A 17,757-nucleotide genomic window follows, 5' to 3' on the forward strand; every position below is an offset into this window, starting at 1 on the left:
GGGCCGTCTCTTGCAGGCCTTGTGGAGAGGCCGGACCGCTGCTGACGTAGAGGCCACGGACAAGGCAGACTGGCCGGTGCGACCGAGCAGGACAGGCAGGGGGTCACAATGGCCGGCGACACAGGGCACGGGCACCATCTGCGCTTCACCGTGCTCGGGCCCGTGCGGGCCCGGCGCGGCAGGGAACTGCTGCACACCGGTTCGCCTCAGCAGCGGGCGCTCCTCGCCGCCCTGCTGCTGCGCGGCGGCCGCACCGCCACCGCGCCCGAGCTGGTGGACGCGCTGTGGGGCGACGAACCCCCGCACGCCGCCCTCGCCGCGCTGCGCACGTACGCCTCCCGGCTCCGCAAGGCGTTCGGCCCCGACGCCGACGCCCTGGTCAGCGAGTCCGGCGGCTACGCGATCCGGGTGGAGCACGGCTGCCTCGACATCGACAAGGCCGAACACCTCGCCACCGAAGCCGAGAAGGTGCGCGCCGCGGGCGACCGCGCCCGCGCCCGCGAACTGATCAACCAGGCGCTCGACGTGTGGGACGGCGAACCGCTGGCCGGCCTGCCCGGCCCGTACGCCGAGACCCAGCGCGCCCGGCTGGAGGAGTGGCGCCTCACCCTCATCGAGACCCGCCTCGACCTCGACCTGGAGGTCGGCGCCCACGCCGAGGCCGTCTCCGAGCTGACCGCCCTGACCGCGGCCCACCCGCTGCGCGAGCGGCTGCGGGAGCTGCTGATGCTCGCCCTCTACCGCAGCGGCCGGCAGGCCGAGGCCCTCGCCGTCTACGCCGACACCCGCAAACTCCTCGCCGACGAGCTCGGCGTCGACCCCTGCCCCGAGCTCGCCGAGCTCCAGCAGCGCATCCTCCAGGCCGACGCGGACCTCACGCTGCACCTCTCGCACGACGACCGGCCGCACGCGGGCCCCACGTTCATCCGGCCCGCGCAGCTCCCGGCGACGGTGTCCGACTTCACCGGGCGCGCGGCTTTCGTGGACGAGCTCAGCGACCAACTGTCCACCGCCGAGGGCCGGATCATGGCCGTCTCGGCGGTCGCGGGCATCGGCGGAGTCGGCAAGACGACGCTGGCCGTGCACGTGGCGCACGCGGCCCGCAACCACTTCCCCGACGGCCAGCTGTACGTGGACCTCCAGGGCGCCGGGCCGGTGCCCGCCGAGCCGGAGGCCGTCCTCGGGTCCTTCCTGCGGGCGCTGGGCATCCCGGACGCGTCGATCCCCGACGGCCTCCAGGAGCGGGCGGCGCTCTTCCGGACCACCCTGGACGGCCGCCGCGTCCTCGCCCTCCTCGACAACGCCCGTGACGCCGCCCAGATCCGGCCGCTGCTGCCGGGCACGGAGGGCTGCGCCGCGCTGGTCACCAGCCGCGCCCGCATGGTCGACCTGGCCGGTGCCCACCTCGTCGATCTCGACGTGATGAGCCCGGACGAGGCGCTGGTGCTCTTCACCCGCATCGTCGGGCACGAGCGGGTCAACGCGGAGCGCGACGCCGCGATGGACGTCGTCGCCGCCTGCGGCTTCCTGCCGCTCGCCATCCGCATCGCCGCCTCCCGCCTCGCCGCCCGCCGCACCTGGACCGTCTCCGTCCTGGCCCGCAAGCTCGCCGACGAGCGCCGCCGCCTGGACGAGCTCCGCGCCGGCGACCTCGCGGTCAAGGCCACCTTCGAACTCGGCTACGGCCAGCTGGAGCCCGCCCAGGCCCGCGCCTTCCGCCTGCTCGGCCTCGCCGACGGGCCCGATATCTCCCTGGCCGCCGCCTCCGCCGTCCTCGACCTGGACGCCGACGCCACCGAGGAGCTCCTGGAGTCGCTCGTCGACACCTCACTCCTCGAATCCGCGGCCCCGGGCCGCTACCGCTTCCACGACCTCGTCCGCCTCTACGCGCGTGCGTGCGCCGAGCGCGACGAACAGCCGCCGGCCGAACGCTGCGCCGCGATGTCCCGGCTGCTGGACTTCTACCTGGTCACGGCCGCCGGGGCGTACGTCTTGGAACGGCCCGGCGACCAGCTCCTGGCCCACCTCGCGCCCACCACGCACCCCGGGCTCACCTTCGGCGACGGCGCGGCGGCCAGCGACTGGCTGTTCGCCGAGGCCGGTTGCCTGCTCGCCTGCGTACGCCAGCAGGCGGGCGCGGGCGGCGACACCCTGCGGCGCGCCGTCGACCTGCTGCTGGCGGCGAAGGACCTCGCGGAGTCCGGCGCGGACTCCCGGCAGTACGAACAGGCCGCCACCGCCCTGCTGGCCGCGGCCTGCGAGGCCGGTGACACCCGGTCGGAGGGGCGCGCCCGTACGGTGCTGGCCCACGTCGACCGCATCGGCGGCCGCTTCGAGCAGGCCGACGAGCACGGCCGGCTCGCGATGCTGCTCGGGCGCGCCTGCGGGGACGCCATCCCCTGCTGCTACGCCGCCAACTACCGCGGCATCATCGCCATCTACGAACACCGCTACAAGGACGCCGAGCTGTATCTGGGCCAGTCCCTCGCCGCCTTCCGCGCCGACGGCAACCGCCCGGGCGAGGCCAGCGCGCTGAGCAACCTCGCCCGCGTACGCCTCGACACCGGCCGGGTCGTGTCCGGCGTCGAACTGGCCGAGCAGGCGCTCGCCCTCTACCACGAGATCGGCGCCTCCTGGCGGGTCGCCAACGGCCTCTACGCGCTCGGGGTCGCGCTCACCCACGCCGGGCGCTACGAGGAGGCGCTGAACCGTCTCTCCGAGGCCCTGCCGGTGTTCCGCGACAACCGGCAGCGGCTGTGGGAGGGCATGACGCACTACCGGATGGCGAACGTCCACCTCTGCGCGGGCCGCCCGGCCGCGGCCGCGCACCACGCCGAGCAGGCGCTCAAGCTCCGTGGCATCGGCGGCGCCTGGCGCCGCGGCAACGTCCTCACCCTCCTCGGCCGCTCCCTGGACGCCCTGGGCCAGCCGGGCCGCGCCCGCGCCTGCTGGACGGAGGCGCTCGCCATATACGAGCAGCTCGGGGCATCGGAGGAGGCGGACGTGCGGGGCCTGCTGGCGGGGGTGGTGGCAGCGGCGTAGGGGCGAGCCCCGGTCCGTTCGGGCCGGGGCACCCTCTCTTCGGCCTGTCCGGCCTCCGAGGACCGGGGTCAGGGGCGGAGCCCCGGTCCGGAGCCCCCGCTTCCGGGCTCGCCGTACGAGGGGCCCGGGGCGAGGCCCCGGTTTCGGGAAGGGGCGGGGTGGGGAAAGATCCGCCCGAACCCCCCCGCGCACCCCGCGAAGCGGCCTCGCGGAGCGGGCCTAGTACCAGGCCCCCGCGAAGCGAACCGCACCCCCACGACACCCCCGAACAACGCTGTCACGTGCCCGTTCATCGATCGTTTATCGGCACCCGGCAGTCTTACTCATGTCGATCCGTCGCGTCGGGGGGCAGGCGGGTCGTAGGTGAAACCTCACCTAGGGGTGATCTACCTGATCAGCCCTCATGCCCGTCCGGCGATCCTCGGGGGAGTCGCCGGGCGGGTTCTGCAGTCCCCGAGGATCACCTCCCCTTCACACCAAAAGACTCGCACTGAGCAACGGAGTTGATCGACATGAGCGATGAGCGGAAGCTCAAGCCAGTCGTGGCCACACCGCAGGACGATCACGTGACGGGCGGAGGCGGCGGCAGCACCCTGGCCGCGGCCCCGGAACTCACTCCGGAATTCGCTCCGCCGCCGGACGACCACGCCACCGTAGGTGAGCCGCTGGTCATGATGGACGACCACGTGACGGACAACCCGCTCACCCAGAGCTGATCCGCCCGTGCCCGTCCGGGCGGCGACGCCCGTCCCGGACGAGCACGGGACGTCACGGGGGACCACAGAACCACAGGGCCGCGGGAAAGCACGGGGGAAACACGGGGGCCGCGGCCCGGCCACCGGGGAAGGGCCCTACGGGGGGACGTTCGACGGGGGACCGTCCGGGGGGGACGGACGACGAACGGACGAGGGCCCGGCCCTGATCACGGGGGAAACGCCGCACGGGGGGAAGAACGGAGGGGGCCGCACACGGGGGAACACGGGGGACCACGGGGGAAGCCGCACGGGGGAACTCAACGGGGGAAGCGCGAACGGGAACGTTCGAAGGGGCCGGCCGAAAACGGGGGACGGCTCCCACGGGGGAAACGTTCAACGGGGGAACGTTCACGAGGAACAGAGCGACCGGGCCCGGAAGGCTACGGGGGCTCCCCGCCAGGGGAGTCCCACGGGGGAGCTCGACGGGCCGCTCGACGGGGGAAGTTCCGCGCGACAACTGAATGACAACTGAATACGGGAAGTCCCAACGGGGGGACAGACCAACGGGGGACTGACAGGGGCCGGCGTCGGCAGCACGGAGGGGGAGCCGTCGACGCCGGCCCCTGCGGTCATATTTCAGCGACGTCTCCATTCCGTCAGGACCGCAGGCGCCGAGCGCGCATCACCACTGCATTGCCACCCCCGATCCAGAGGAGTCGAAATGAACAGCACGACCACGCGCACGAGGAAAACCGCCGTCATAGCCGCCCTGGCGATGGCGGCCGCCATCGCCGCCGCGGTACCGGCCGCGGCCGACGACCACTCGACGGTCTCCGCCCCGCTCTCCGTGCTCGGCGGCCACGCCAGCCCGCATGACGACCACACCACCGGCGGAGCGGACGACCACACCACCCTGGGTTCCGACGACCACACGACCGGCGGCGCCGACGACCACATCACCTTCGGCGGGCTGCGCTAGCCGTACCCGGACGGGCTTGATCTGATCCGGGCACGAGCACATCAAGCCCGTCCGGCGATCGCGAAGCGGGGCTCTTGGGCTGGGCCCCTGAACAGGGCTCTTGAGCAGGCCTCTTGAGCAGAGAGGCCAGGTCGGAGACCTGGTGCGGAGAGAAGACAGGCAGGGAGACGCTCCTGATGGGACGCCCCTGATGGGACAGGGCGACACCGCGGATCACTCCCCGGCGCCCTCCATCCCCCGCAGCTCTCCCTTACGCACCTTCCCCACCGCATTGCGCGGCAGCGCCCGCAGGAACGCCACCCCCCTCGGCACCTTGTAATTCGCCAACTCCCCGCGCGCCCAGCGGATCAGCTCCTCCTCCGTCGGCGAGTCCGCCCCGCCGCGCCGGACGACGAACGCCTTGCCCACTTCGCCCAGCCGACCGTCCGGATCCGGCACCCCAACGACGGCCGCGTCCACCACGCCCGGGTGCCGCGCCAGCACCCGCTCCACCTCGGCCGGGTAGACGTTGAAGCCGCCGACCACGAACATGTCCGTCATCCGGTCCGTGATGCGGAGATTGCCCGCCTCGTCCAGCGTGCCGACGTCCCCGCTGTGCAGCCAGCCTTCGGCGTCGACGGCCCGGGCGGTCGCCCCGGGGTCCTCGAAGTAGCCCGACATCACCTGGTAGCCACGCACCAGGATCTCACCGGGCTCCCCCGGCGGCAGCGCCTTGCCGTCCGCCCCGACCACCTTGACCTCGGTGTCCGGGACGGCCCGGCCGGACGTGCGGGCCACGATCTCGTCCGCGTCGCCCCGCCGGCACATCGTGACCAGCCCGGTGGCCTCGCTCAGCCCGTAGGCGGTCAGCACCGTCACCGGCCCCAGCTCGGCGCGCAGCCGGTGGATCAGCCCGCGGTCCACCGTCGCCGCGCCCGTCACCACCACCCGCAGGGACGACAGGTCGTACAACTCCCGCGCCGGGTGGTCCAGCAGCGACCGGAAGAGCGTGGGCGGCCCCGGCAGCACCGATATGCGTTCCGCGGCGACGTGAGCCGCCACCACGTCCGCGGCGAAGACGGACTGCGGGACCATCGTCGCGCCCCGCATCAGGCAGGCGAGCACCCCCGCCTTGTAACCGAAGGTGTGCGAGAAGGGGTTGACGATCAGATACCGGTCGCCCGCCCTGAGCCCGGCGAGGTCCGCCCAGGCCCCGAAGGCCCGCAGGCTCTGGGCGTGGGTGGTGACCACCCCCTTCGGCTCGCCCGTGGTACCGGAGGTGAAGACGATGTCGGAAGGCGCGTCCGGCGCCACCGCGTTGGCCCGTGCCCGTACCGCCCAGGCAGGCACCGCGTCTCCCGCGGCCAGGAACTCCTGCCACGTACGGAACTCCGCGGGCGCGTCCTCGGCCAGCACCACGACGTGCCGCAGGCAGGGCAGCCCCGCCAGCGGCGGACCGCCGCTCTTCCTCCCGCCCCCGCCGCCCCGACCCGCCGCTCGGCGCAGCGCGGCGACATAGGACGTACCGAGGAAGGTGCCGGTGACGAAGAGCAGCTCGGCCCGTGTGCGCTTCAGCGCCTGGACCGCTTCGCCGCCCTTCAGCCGGGTGTTGAGGGGGACGAGCACCGCGCCCGCCGAGACGGCGCCCAGGGACGCGACGATCCAGTCGAGGGTATTCGGGGCCCAGACGGCCACCCGGTCGCCCGCCTGGACGCCCGCGGCGAGGCAGCCCGCCGCGGCGCGTTCGACGCGGGCGGCGAGCTGTCCGTAGCTGATCCGGGTCCGGCCGCAGGCCACCGCCTCACGGCCGGCGTACCGCGCGGCGGCCGTGCGGACCAGCCGGGATATGGACATGAATTCCAGGTCCCCGCGCATCGCGCCCCCTCCCCCACTGGCTGACTAAACGTCAGATTAGCGATAGCCTTCCGCGCTGTCAGCAGCGACAGCACCCACAGCGTGGAGGTGACGATGGCGGCGGCACTCAAGGACTCCACTGCGATCGTCGGCATAGGACAGACCCCCTTCGCCCGCCAACTTCCCTCATCGGAAAAGACCTTGGCCTGCCAGGCGATCCTGGCGGCGCTCGACGACGCGGGCATCCCTCCCTCCCAGGTCGACGCCTTCGCCTCCTACACCATGGAGGAGACCGACGAGGTCGAGGTCGCCAAGGCCATCGGCGCGGGCGACGTGACCTTCTTCTCCAAGGTCGGCTACGGCGGTGGCGGCTCCTGCGCGACCGTCGCCCACCTGGCCGCCGCGATCACCACCGGTCAGGCGACCGTCGGCGTGGCCTGGCGCTCCCGCAAGCGCGGCTCCGGACCCCGCCCCTGGCGGAACACCGCCGTCCAGCTCCCCACGCCCGGGCAGTGGACCCGGCCGTACGGCCTGCTGCGCCCCGTCGACGAGATCGCCATGCTCGCCCGCCGCTACATGCACGAGTACGGCGCCACACGCGACCACTTCTTCAACGTCGCGCTCGCGTGCCGCAACCGGGCCAACCAGAACCCCGCCGCGATGATGCACGGGCGCCCGCTGAGCCGTGAGACGTACATGTCGTCGCGCTGGATCAGCGAACCGCTCTGCCTCTTCGACAACTGCCTGGAGACCGACGGCGCCCTCGCCTGCGTGGTCACCTCCGCCGAGCGGGCCCGCGACTGCCGCGACACGCCCGTCCTCATCCACTCCGTCGCCCAGGGCCTGCCCGCCCAGCACCACGGCATGGTCAACTACTGGAACGAGGACCCGCTGTCCGGGCCCGCCTGGACCGCCGCACGGCACCTGTGGAAAACGGCCGACTTCGGCCCCCAGGACGTCGAAGTCTCCCAGATCTACGACGCGTTCACCCCGCTGGTGCTGCTCTCCCTCGAAGGCTACGGCTTCTGCGCGCGCGGCGAAGGAGCGGCCTTCACCGAGGACGGCGCGCTGGAGACCGGCGGCCGCCTGCCGCTCAACACGGCGGGAGGGGGGCTCAGCGAGGCCTACGTCCATGGCTTCAACCTCATCAACGAAGGCGTCCGGCAGCTCCGCGGCCGCTCCACCGCGCAGGTGCCCGGCGCCACGACCTGTCTGGTCACGGCGGGCGAGGGCGTCCCCACTTCGGCGCTGCTGCTGAGGAGTTGAGTCTTCATGTCCTCCATCATGAAGGGCACCACTGACAATGGCCTCCTCGTGCCCGCGCCGGACGAGGACAGCGCCCCCTTCTGGGAGTTCGCCACCCGCGGTGAGCTGCGGATACAGGCGTGCGCCGGCTGCGGGCGGCTGCGCTTCCCGCCCCGGCCCTGCTGCCCGCGCTGCCAGTCCTTCGCCGTCGAGTGGCGCAGGATGAGCGGTCGCGGCCGCATCTGGTCCTTCGTCCTGCCCCACCCGCCCCTCCTGCCCGCCTACGCCGAACACGCCCCGTACAACGTCGTGGTCGTGGAACTCGCCGACGCCCCGCTCATCCGCCTCGTCGGCAATGTGGTCGCCGCCCCCGACGCGCCCCCCGACTCCGTCGACCCGGCCCGGCTGTGCATCGGCGCGCCCGTGCGCGTCGTCTTCGCGGAGCTCACCGAGGGTGTGACGGTGCCCTGTTGGCTGCTGGAGCGCCCATGACGACCGGGGGGCCACCGGTCCGCGCGGAGACGGGAGAGGACGGCGTCGCGCTCGTCACCCTCGACCGGCCCGCCCGGCACAACGCGATCGACCTGGCCACGGCCGCCGCCCTCGGCTCCGTATGGCGCCGCTTCCGCGACGACGACGGCGTGCGCGCCATCGTGCTCACCGGCGCCGGGGACCGGGCGTTCTGCTCGGGCATCGACCGGTCGGTGACCGTGCCCCAGCCCGGCTCGCCCTACTCCGCCGACGACCCGCTCCTCGCCGTCGGGCCCAAGGCCGCCGACCTGTGGAAGCCGGTGATCGCCGCGGTCGGCGGGCTGGCCTGCGGCGGGGCGTTCTATCTGCTCGGCGAGGCCGAGTTCGTGGTCGCCGCCGAGAACGCGACGTTCTTCGACCCGCACACCACCTACGGCATGGTCAGCGCCTACGAGTCGATCCACATGGCCCAGCGGATGCCGTTCGGCGAGGCCGCCCGCATGGCGCTGATGGGCACCGCCGAACGCCTCTCCGCACGGCGCGCGTACGACATCGGCCTCGTCTCCGAACTGACCCCGCCCGGCGGGGCCGTGCCCGCGGCCCTGCGCGCCGCCCGCGTCATCGCGTCCTGCCCCACCGAGGCGGTCCAGGGGACCGTACGGGCCCTGTGGGCGGCCAAGGAGGCCGCCCGCGACCGTGCCTTCGCCCTGGCCCCGCACCTGATCTCCCTGGGCAACCTGCCACCGGCCCACCAGGAACAGCTCTTCACCACCCGCGACCGGGCATACCGTCTGCGGTGACCGGCGGATGGCGGGCGCACGTGATGACTCTCGCGTCGGCGGACCAGCAGTCGGCCCCGTCCGGCAAACAGCCGGACGGGACGGACACTCTCAACGCCGGGACAGCCCCGTCCCCTTGGCCGCGTCCAGCGCGTACACACAGCGGTCCTTGCTACAGGCGTAGACCACGCCGCCCATGGCCACGGGCGATCCGGTGATCTCGCCGCCGGTGGCCAGCTTCCAGCGAAGCTGCCCGCCCGCCGCGTCCACCGTGTACAGGCAGTGGTCCGCGGAGCCGAAGTGGACCCGGCCGTCGGCGACCACCGGTGCGCCCACCACGTCGCCACCGGCCGCGAAGCGCCACCTGGGCGTGCCGGTGACCGCGTCCAGCGTGTAGAGCGCGCCGCCGCTGCCCAGGTGCACGGCCCCCGACGCCACCAGCACCGGCTCCGTGGTCTGCCGGGGCTCCGTGGCGATCCGCCAGCGGTCACGGCCGGTGGCCGCATCCAGGGCATACACCGTGCCCAGGTAGTCGGCGACGTAGACACCGCCGCCCGTCACCGCCGGGCCCGGCGCGAACGCGGGCGGGCTCAGGAAGACCGCCGGTGCCTCGAACCGCCAGCGCACGTCCCCGCGCGCCACGTCGATCGCGAGGACCCGCGTGCCCGCCGCGACGTACACGACGCCGTCCGGGGCGGCCAGCAGCCGCACCGGCACACCGCCGCAGGAGGCGGTGTCGCCCACGGGATACGACCAGCGCTCGGTGCCCGTGCGGGCCTCCAGGGCGCGCAGCCGCCCGTCGGCCCAGACGTACACCGTGCCGTCCTGCACGAACGGGCCGCAGTCCGGGGTCTCGAAGTCGGTCTGGAGGCCGCCCATCTCCCACAACAGCTCGCCGTTGGCCGCCTCCCACGCCTGCACGCCGCCGCCGCGGGTGCCGGTGACGATCGTGCCCCGGTCGGCCCGGAGCGAATACACCCAGCCGTCCGTGGCCAGCCGCCAGCGCTCGGCGCCGTCGGCCGCGTCGAGCGCGTAGAGCGTGGGCCCGTCGGAGGCGTGGATGCGGCCGTCGGCCACGGCCATGGCCCAGGCCACGTCACGCGTCTTGAACTGCCTGCGCCCGCTGGCCACATCGAGCGCGTGGACCTCGAACGACGTCACATAGAGGAGGTCCCCGGCGACGGTCGGCGTGCCCCACACGTCGTTGGACATGCGGAACCGCCAGGGCCGCCAACGGCCCTGGTCGCCCTGTGCGTTGCCGCCGTCGGGCGAGGGGGCGGGGGACTGCGCGGGCACGGAGGCGGGCGCAGCGCCCGTCATCCCGGCCGGCGGCCGCACCCATCCGGTCGCGTGCCCCGTGCCGGGGTGGGCCTGCGGCTCGCGCACGTCGGCGACGCGCGGGCCCGGCCCGATCGGGACCTGTGACCCGGCGAGCCGCACGGAGCCGTCGTGCGCGGGCGCGGCGGGCGCCCCCGCGTGCCTGCCGTGCGCACCGGCCACGGCGGGGGCGTCCGGCAGCCCGCCCGCTCCGCCGCGCGGATCGGGGGCGCCGACCATGCCGGAGCGCCCGGTCTCCGCACCGCCCGGATGTCCGTCGCCCCAGGCGGGCCCGCTGCGCGCACCGGTGGGCGGTGCGTACGAGGGAGCGGGCGCGCGGGACGGCGTCGGGGGCTGCGGGGGTCGGGGCGGCACCCCGGAGCGGTTGCGGCCGCCGCTCCTCGCGACCGCCGGTGCGGGGCGGTGTCCGGCCCGGCGCTGCTCGATGAGGGTGACGGCGTTGTCCGGCAGCCAGGCCGACGCCGTGCCGCTGTCGTCGCCCCCGCCGGAGGCGAAGAGATGCGGGGCCAGCTCCGCCTGGAGGTCCGCCGGGGTGGGGCGGTGCTCCGCGGCCATCTGCATGCAGGAGTCGATGAGCGGGCGCAGCTCGTCGGGCAGCCCGCTCAGGTCCGGGCCCTCGCGCAGCAGCATGAAGACCGTCTCGACCGGGTTCGCGCCGTGGAAAGGCGCGTGTCCGGTCGCGGCGAAGACCAGGGTCGAGCCGAGGGAGAAGATGTCGCTGGCACCCGTCACGCTGCGGGAGTCCCGCGCCTGCTCGGGTGACATGTAGGCGGGCGTGCCGACGGCGACGTTGGTCATCGTCAGCCGGGTGTTGGAGACGCCTGAGGCGATGCCGAAGTCGATGACCCGGGGGCCGTCCTCGACGACCAGGACGTTCGACGGCTTGAGGTCGCGGTGCACCAGGCCCGCGCCGTGGATGGACTGGAGCGCCTCCGCGACACCGGCGGCCAGCCACCGGACGGCCTGGGCCGGGAGCGGCCCGCACTCGTTGATGATCTCCTCGAGCGAGGGCGCGGGCACATAGGCGGTGGCCAGCCAGGGCACGGCGGCGCGCGGGTCGGCGTCGACGACGGCGGCGGTGTAGAAGCCGCTGACCGCGCGGGCAGCCTCCACCTCACGGGTGAAGCGGACCCGGAAGAGCTGGTCCTCCGCGAGCTCCGTGCGCACCGTCTTGATCGCGACCCGTCGGCCGGACGCCGAGCGGGCGAGATAGACCAGCCCCATGCCGCCGGCGCCGAGTCGGCCGAGCACCTCGAACGGGCCGATCCGTCTCGGGTCGTGCTGCGTAAGCTGCTCCACCACTGGCCTGCCACCTCCCCGTGGGGGCTTGAAGGGTTTCAGCCCCGTGCAGCGTCTCACCGCGAATTATCTCCGGGGTACGCATACTGATTCTTCCTGGCGACGGGCGCGGTTGCGAACCCGGGTCGCGCTTCGACGTGTCTCCACCACATGCGGAACGTCCCGCCCCGCACGTCGTACCCCTCACTTCCGTCCCGTGACTCTCCGTTGTTCCCGTGAGGCTCCTCGCCCGCCCGGCGAGGTGTTCCGAGTGCCACGTTATCGGGGTACGGCGGTTTCCACGCGGCCTGTGGATAACTGTGCGAAGAGCGCTCCGGCGGGCCCTGTCCACAGCCTGTCGATAGGACGATTCACCGGTACGGGCCAATCCACCCCGGCTCTCGCGGCGACCCTCACATACGGCCTGAGCTGGCCTTACGTACCACCTCGCCCCCCTCCCCCCATTTGCATGCGGCCGAATCGCGCTCCGATCACCCCTCGGTAAGCTGACGGCATGACAGGACAAGTACGCACCGTCGACGGCCGCGTGGCCGGCCGACGCGGACAGGCGACGCGGCAGAAGCTGCTCGACTGCCTCAGTGAAATGCTCAGCTCCTCGCCGTACCGCGATGTGAAGGTCATCGACGTCGCGCGCAAGGCCGGCACCTCGCCCGCCACCTTCTACCAGTATTTCCCGGACGTCGAAGGCGCCGTCCTGGAGATCGCCGAGGAGATGGCGAAGGAGGGCGCGAGCCTGACCGATCTCGTCGCGGGGCGCTCCTGGGTCGGCAAGTCCGGCTGGCAGGCCGCGGAGGAGCTGGTCGACGGCTTCCTCGGCTTCTGGCGCAAGCACGACGCCATCCTGCGCGTCGTCGATCTCGGGGCGGCCGAGGGCGACAAGCGGTTCTACAAGATCCGCATGAAGATCCTCAACGCCGTCACCAACTCCCTGACGGACTCCGTCAAGGAGCTCCAGTCCAAGGGCAAGGTCGACAAGGACGTCAACCCCGCCGCCGTCGCCGGTTCGCTCGTCGCGATGCTGGCCGCGGTGGCCTCGCACCAGAAGGGCTTCCAGAGCTGGGGCGTCAAGCAGGCCGAGCTCAAGCCGAACCTCGCGCTGCTCGTACACCTGGGCATCACCGGCAAGAAGCCGGCCAAGTAAGCGCTTCAGCGCCTCGCACGTCCTGTCATCGCAGCGGCGGGCCACTCCCGGCTCGGGCCGGAGCGGCCCGCCGCAGTGACATCCCCCACCCCCGCACGTCCGTCTCTCCCCCCACCGACCGCGTCGCTAGCGCGGCTCCAGCCGGAACAGCCGGATCTCACGCTCCACGCGCGCCTGGTAGCGCGCGTACGGAGGCCAGAACTTCACCACCGCCGCCCACGCGGCCGCCCGCTCCGTGCCGCTCAGCAGCCGTGCCCGTACGGGGATGTCCCGCCCCTTCCAGCTGATCTCCGCATCGGGGTTCGCCAGCAGGTTCGCCGTCCAGGCGGGATGGCCGGGCCTGCCGAAGTTGCTGCCGATCAGCACCCAGGCGCCGGCGGGGTCGCCTTCCCGCATGCAGGCGAGCGGTGTGCGCCGCTGCTGCCCGCTCCGCGCGCCCGTCGACGTGAGGACGACGCTCGGCAGCAGGCGCGCGCTGAGCAACGTCCTTCCGCCCGACAACCGGTGCACCGCGCGATCCAGCGCCGGCACGAAGTGCGGCGCGATCCGCGCGAACGCACGGGTCGAGGAAACCCTTTGCACCACTCGTTCCACCGCGGCCGTCACAGCGCCACGGCTTCCCGCTCGGCCCGGGCGGCAAACAGCCCGGCGCTCTCCGCGGCGCGTTCCCTCAACCGGTGCACGGGACCGAACAGCAGCTCGTCCGATGCGGCCCGCTTGAAATACAGCTGCACGTCGTGCTCCCACGTCACCCCGATGCCGCCGTGCAACTGGACGGCCTCTCCCGCGACGGTCCGCTGCGCCTCCAGCGCCTGCGCGAGCGCGAGCCCTCCGACGACCGCCGCCCCGGTGCCGTCCGCCGCCGGTGCCGCGCCGGCCGCCCACGCCGCGTAGTACGCCGCCGAACGTGCCGTCTGCACCGCCACGTACAGGTCGGCCAACCGGTGCTTGACCGCCTGGAAGGACCCGATCGGCCTGCCGAACTGTTCCCGGGAACACACGTACTCGACCGTCCGCTCCAGCGCCCGGTCCGCGGCCCCCACCGCTTCCGCGGCCACGGCCGCCGCCACACCGCCGCCCAGCCGGGCGAGCGCGCCCGGCACATCGGCACCGGCGTCCGCGTCGGACCCCAGGAGGTCGGCCGCCGCATCGCGCAGTTCGACGCGGGCCTGCGGCCTGGTCTCGTCCAGTGTGGTCAGCCGAGTACGGGTCACGCCCCGCGCCCGCCGCGGCCACAGGGCGAACAGGAGCGTCCTGCCGCGCGCGTAGCCGCCCGCATGGGCCGCGACGAGCAGCAGGCCCGCGCTGTGCCCGTCGAGCACCTGCGCCGACTCACCGTACAGCCGCCAGCCCGGGCCGTCACCGGCCGGCCGCGCCTGGATGCCGCCCGCCCGGCCGCCTCCGGCCCACAGCCCGTCGTTCGCTCCGGTCAGCCCGAGTGCGGCCGTCAGGTGGCCGTCCGGCAGCACCAGCGCCCCCGTCAGCTCGCCGGAGACGAGCTGCGGCAGGAGCTCCGCGCGCTGCGTCCGCGTGCCCAGGGCGGCGATCAGCGGTGCCACCAGCCCGGCCGTGGCCAGCAGCGGGGACGGCAGCAGTACGCGGCCCGTCTCCTCGCAGGCCAGTGCCATTTCCGTGGGCCCGCAGCCCGCCCCGCCGTAGCGGGGTTCCACCGCCAGGCCCGGCAGGCCGAGCCGCTCCGCGAGCAGCCGCCACAGGGCGTCGTCGTGACCGGCCGGTGTGCGGACCGCCGCTCTGACGTCCTCCGGCCCGCAGCGCTTGAGCAGCAGTTCGCGCAGGGTGCGCCGGATCTCGTGCTGCTCGTCGCTCAACGCGGCATCCATGGGCTGCCTCCTACCGGAACCGACGGGCCGTCATCGTAGGCAGCGCAACCGCACTTTCCCAGCCCTGAACTGATGTACCGTCAGATTTATGCCGGGCCGCCCACGCAAGGTAGCCGTCGTCGGTGTATCCCTCTCGGACTGCGGCCGCCTCGACCACGCCACCCCGTACGCCCTGCACGCCCAGGCCGCCCGCCGCGCCCTCGCCGACTCCGGCCTCGGCCGGGACGTCGTCGACGGACTCGCCTCCGCCGGGCTGGGCACGCTCGCCCCCACGGAGATCGCGGACTATCTGGGCCTGCGGCCCACGTGGGCCGACTCGACCGGCGTCGGGGGCTCGACCTGGGAGGTCATGGCCGCGCACGCGGCCGACGCCATCGCCCTGGGCCACGCCAACGCGGTCCTGCTCGTCTACGGCTCCACCGCCCGCGCCGACCTCAAGGCGGGCCGCCGCACCGCCGCCCTCTCCTTCGGCAGCCGGGGCCCCGCGCAGTTCGAGGCGCCGTACGGGCACACCCTCATCGCCAAGTACGCGATGGCCGCCCGTCGCCACATGCATCAGTACGGCACCACATGTGAACAGTTTGCCGACGTCGCGGTTCAAACCCGCGCCAACGCCTTTTTCAACCCCCACGCCATGTACCGCGATCCGATCACGGTCGACGACGTGCTCGGCGGGCCGGTGATCGCCGATCCCTTCACCAAACTGCAGTGCTGCATACGGTCCGACGGCGGCTGTGCCGTGCTCCTCGCGGCGGAGGAGTACGTGGCCGGCACGGCGAAGTCACCCGTGTGGGTGCTGGGCGCCGGAACCGCGCTCTCCCACTCGACGTTGTCGGAGTGGGACGACTTCACGGTGTCCCCGGCGGCGGTCTCCGGGCAACTCGCCTTCCGGCGCGCGGGCGTCACCCCGCAGGAGGTGGATGTGGCGGAGCTGTACGACGCCTTCACCTACATGACGCTGGTGACGCTGGAAGACCTGGGCTTCTGCGCGAAAGGCGAAGGCGGCGCGTTCGTCGCGGGAGGCCGGCTGACGATCGGCGGCGGACTGCCGGTCAACACCGACGGCGGCGGCCTGTCCGCCTGTCACCCCGGCATGCGGGGCCTCTTCCTCCTGGTGGAGGCGGCACGCCAGCTCAGGGGCGAGGCAGAGGAGGGCCGCCAGGTGCGGCGGCGCGACGGAGCCCTGCCACGGCTGGCCGTCGTCTCGGGGACGGGCGGCTGGTTCTGCTCGTCGGGGACACTGATCCTGGCACGCGACTGACAGCCGTTGTTCCGCGGCGGGAGACTCGAACGAAGCCCGCGCGGCGGGTTGGATGGGCACCATGAGCGATGAAACGGCCGACAGCCGCCAGGAGTCCTTCCGCGCACTGCTGCGCTCCCTCCGGGTGTGGGACACCGAGCTGCCGCACTTCGATCCGGCCACCGCCCCCGCCGAGCCCCTGCCCCTCTTCCAGCAGTGGCTGCGCGAGGCCGCCGAGGCCGGGACGCCCGAGCCGCACACGATGACCCTGGCGACGGCCGACGCGAACGGCATGCCGTCCGTACGGACCGTCATGCTCCACGACGCGGACCGGCGCGGCTGGCACTTCGCCACCCACCGCACGAGCCGCAAGGGCCGGGAGCTGGCCGCCCGGCACGAGGCGGCGCTGGGCTTCTACTGGCCGGCGGTCGGCCGCCAGGTCCGGGTGCGGGGCGCCGTGACGGCCATGGGCGCCCGGGAGAGCCGGGCCGATCTGGCCGAGCGCTCCACCGGCGCCCTGGCGGCCGCGCTGGTGGGGCGGCAGAGCGAGCCACTCGCCTCCTGCGCCGAGCTGGCACGCGCCTCGGAGGCGGCATGGGAACGGGCCCTGCGGGAGCCCGACGCCGCGGTGGACAGCTGGACGCTGTACGTCCTGGAGGCGGACGAGGTCGAGTTCTTCCAGGGCGACGCCCGGCGCCGCCACGTGCGCCTCCTCTACCGCCGCACCCGGGGCGGCGGCTGGGTCACCGAGCTGCTCTGGCCCTGAGGTCGGGCTCCGGGTCGGTGGCGATCCGGGCGTGGAGGTGGATGTCCCACATCCCGCCGTCGCTGCCCGGCATCGCACCCCGCAGCGTGCCTTCGAGGCCGTACGCGCAGCGCTCGGCCACCCGGCACGAGGCACCGTGGCCGAGGGCGTGCCCCAGCTCCAGCCGGTGCAGCCGCAGTTCCTCGTGGAACGCCCACCGGGTGAGGGCCTCCAGGGCCCGGGAGGCATAGCCCCGGCCCCGGAACTCGGGCAGGATCCAGTAGCTGACCCGGGCGCTGCGCTGGACGTGGTCGATCATCGCCAGACCCACGCTGCCCACGACGACGTCCGGTCCCTCCGCCTGTGCGGTGACCGCGAACGCCACCGAGTCGCCCTGCTCCCACCCGGCCGCGCGGCGTTCCAGGAAGGTCCGCGCGCCCTCCTCGTCCGGCGGCGGCACGGTGACGGCGTTCCAGCGGCGGAACTCGGGGTCCGATATGCCCCGGAGCACGGCGTCGAGGTCACTGTCCTCCCACGGGCGCAGCAGCAGGTCGAACTCGCCGATCCAGGCCGGGGCCAATGGCTTCGCTTCCTTCATGTCCGGCATTCAACACGGGCGGAAGACCGGTATCTTCAGCGGGGTTTCGGGCAGCGCGCGGAACGCCACCCGCAGGCCCATGCCGATCCGCAGCCGGCCCTCGGGGCAGTCGACGACCTCGGTCGTCATGCGCGGCCCCTCCTCGAGGTCCACGACGGCGGCCACGTAGGGCAGCCGCTCGCCGAACGGCGGCAGGTCGTTGACATGGACGACCGACCAGGTGTGGAGCGTGGCGCGGCCGGTCGCCTCCTCCCAGACGTTGTCCTCGCTCCAGCAGCGCGGGCAGATCTCCCGTGGGTAGTGATGCGCCTTGCCGCACCCCCGGGCGCGGCAGCGGCGTATCAGCAACCGGCCCCGCGCGGCGGCGTCCCAGTAGGGCTGTGTGAACGCATCCACCTCGGGCACATCATGACGAATCTCCGCCACCAATACCTCAACCCCCATGGATCCATGACCACTTGGGCCTCTCGCGCCGCCCTACGGGCATCCCGCACATCTTTCCTGACGTGAC

The 17,757-nt window shown here is 73.4% G+C and carries 15 protein-coding genes; 9 read left to right on the forward strand and 6 right to left on the reverse strand.

Going from position 1 to position 17,757, the window contains the following annotated elements; genetic code table 11:
* The first annotated feature begins 108 nt into the window (after window positions 1–108).
* The 3 genes from afsR to ABD269_RS07765 all read left to right on the forward strand — a co-directional run bounded on the left by afsR (window position 109) and on the right by ABD269_RS07765 (window position 4,716).
* Window positions 109–3,042: an SARP-family global regulator AfsR gene (gene afsR, locus ABD269_RS07755; RefSeq protein WP_344117097.1), complete on the forward strand. Its 2,934-nt coding sequence runs from the start codon at window positions 109–111 to the stop codon at window positions 3,040–3,042.
* 512 nt (window positions 3,043–3,554) lie between these two features.
* Window positions 3,555–3,758: a hypothetical protein gene (locus tag ABD269_RS07760; RefSeq protein WP_301886737.1), complete on the forward strand. Its 204-nt coding sequence runs from the start codon at window positions 3,555–3,557 to the stop codon at window positions 3,756–3,758.
* A gap of 700 nt (window positions 3,759–4,458) precedes the next feature.
* Window positions 4,459–4,716 carry a hypothetical protein gene (locus tag ABD269_RS07765; RefSeq protein WP_344117098.1) on the forward strand — a complete coding sequence of 86 codons (258 nt, stop codon included), beginning with the start codon at window positions 4,459–4,461 and terminating at the stop codon, window positions 4,714–4,716.
* A 213-nt stretch (window positions 4,717–4,929) separates the two neighbouring features.
* Here ABD269_RS07765 and ABD269_RS07770 read toward each other — a convergent pair whose 3' ends face one another.
* Window positions 4,930–6,570: a FadD3 family acyl-CoA ligase gene (locus ABD269_RS07770; RefSeq protein ID WP_344117099.1), complete on the reverse strand. Its 1,641-nt coding sequence runs from the start codon at window positions 6,568–6,570 to the stop codon at window positions 4,930–4,932.
* 93 nt (window positions 6,571–6,663) lie between these two features.
* Here ABD269_RS07770 and ABD269_RS07775 point away from each other — a divergent pair, with 93 nt between their 5' ends.
* The 3 genes from ABD269_RS07775 to ABD269_RS07785 are packed head-to-tail and all read left to right on the forward strand — an operon-like array spanning window position 6,664 to window position 9,065.
* Complete coding sequence (locus tag ABD269_RS07775) at window positions 6,664–7,815, forward strand: lipid-transfer protein (protein WP_344117100.1); 1,152 nt, start codon at window positions 6,664–6,666, stop codon at window positions 7,813–7,815.
* 6 nt (window positions 7,816–7,821) lie between these two features.
* A complete protein-coding gene (locus ABD269_RS07780) occupies window positions 7,822–8,286 on the forward strand; it encodes a Zn-ribbon domain-containing OB-fold protein (RefSeq protein WP_344117101.1) in 465 nt (154 codons plus the stop codon).
* Window positions 8,283–9,065 carry an enoyl-CoA hydratase/isomerase family protein gene (locus ABD269_RS07785; protein WP_344117102.1) on the forward strand — a complete coding sequence of 261 codons (783 nt, stop codon included), beginning with the start codon at window positions 8,283–8,285 and terminating at the stop codon, window positions 9,063–9,065. Before ABD269_RS07780 ends, ABD269_RS07785 begins: the two co-directional genes overlap by 4 nt.
* A 90-nt stretch (window positions 9,066–9,155) precedes the next feature.
* Here ABD269_RS07785 and afsK read toward each other — a convergent pair whose 3' ends face one another.
* On the reverse strand, window positions 9,156–11,684 hold the full coding sequence (afsK, locus tag ABD269_RS07790; protein WP_344117103.1) for a protein serine/threonine kinase AfsK: 2,529 nt from the start codon (window positions 11,682–11,684) through the stop codon (window positions 9,156–9,158).
* Window positions 11,685–12,174: 490 nt separating this feature from the next.
* Between afsK and ABD269_RS07795 the strand changes: the two genes are divergently transcribed.
* Window positions 12,175–12,822 (forward strand): TetR family transcriptional regulator, encoded by a 648-nt coding sequence (locus ABD269_RS07795; RefSeq protein ID WP_344117104.1) that lies wholly within the window; start codon window positions 12,175–12,177, stop codon window positions 12,820–12,822.
* Window positions 12,823–12,948: 126 nt separating this feature from the next.
* Here ABD269_RS07795 and ABD269_RS07800 read toward each other — a convergent pair whose 3' ends face one another.
* Together ABD269_RS07800 and ABD269_RS07805 are read right to left on the reverse strand one after the other, a co-directional pair.
* The gene (locus tag ABD269_RS07800) at window positions 12,949–13,428 is read right to left on the reverse strand and encodes a nitroreductase family deazaflavin-dependent oxidoreductase (RefSeq protein ID WP_344117105.1); all 480 of its coding nucleotides are present in this window, start codon (window positions 13,426–13,428) and stop codon (window positions 12,949–12,951) included.
* Window positions 13,425–14,663: an acyl-CoA dehydrogenase family protein gene (locus ABD269_RS07805; RefSeq protein WP_344117106.1), complete on the reverse strand. Its 1,239-nt coding sequence runs from the start codon at window positions 14,661–14,663 to the stop codon at window positions 13,425–13,427. Before ABD269_RS07805 ends, ABD269_RS07800 begins: the two co-directional genes overlap by 4 nt.
* Window positions 14,664–14,751: 88 nt before the next feature.
* On the opposite strand from ABD269_RS07805, the gene ABD269_RS07810 reads away from it, so the two are divergent.
* Together ABD269_RS07810 and ABD269_RS07815 are read left to right on the forward strand one after the other, a co-directional pair.
* A complete protein-coding gene (locus ABD269_RS07810; RefSeq protein WP_344117107.1) occupies window positions 14,752–15,924 on the forward strand; it encodes a thiolase C-terminal domain-containing protein in 1,173 nt (390 codons plus the stop codon).
* Between the two features lie 61 nt (window positions 15,925–15,985).
* A complete protein-coding gene (locus ABD269_RS07815) occupies window positions 15,986–16,669 on the forward strand; it encodes a pyridoxine/pyridoxamine 5'-phosphate oxidase (RefSeq protein WP_344117108.1) in 684 nt (227 codons plus the stop codon).
* Here the strand turns inward: ABD269_RS07815 and ABD269_RS07820 are convergent.
* Window positions 16,647–17,246, reverse strand: a complete 600-nt coding sequence (locus ABD269_RS07820; RefSeq protein WP_344117109.1) for a GNAT family N-acetyltransferase — start codon at window positions 17,244–17,246, stop codon at window positions 16,647–16,649. The genes ABD269_RS07815 and ABD269_RS07820 overlap by 23 nt on opposite strands.
* Before the next feature lie 9 nt (window positions 17,247–17,255).
* On the reverse strand, window positions 17,256–17,690 hold the full coding sequence (locus ABD269_RS07825) for a Zn-ribbon domain-containing OB-fold protein (protein WP_344117110.1): 435 nt from the start codon (window positions 17,688–17,690) through the stop codon (window positions 17,256–17,258).
* Window positions 17,691–17,757: the final 67 nt, after the last annotated feature.

The organism is Streptomyces blastmyceticus (genome assembly GCF_039521185.1).
GTDB classification, from domain to species: domain Bacteria; phylum Actinomycetota; class Actinomycetes; order Streptomycetales; family Streptomycetaceae; genus Streptomyces; species Streptomyces blastmyceticus.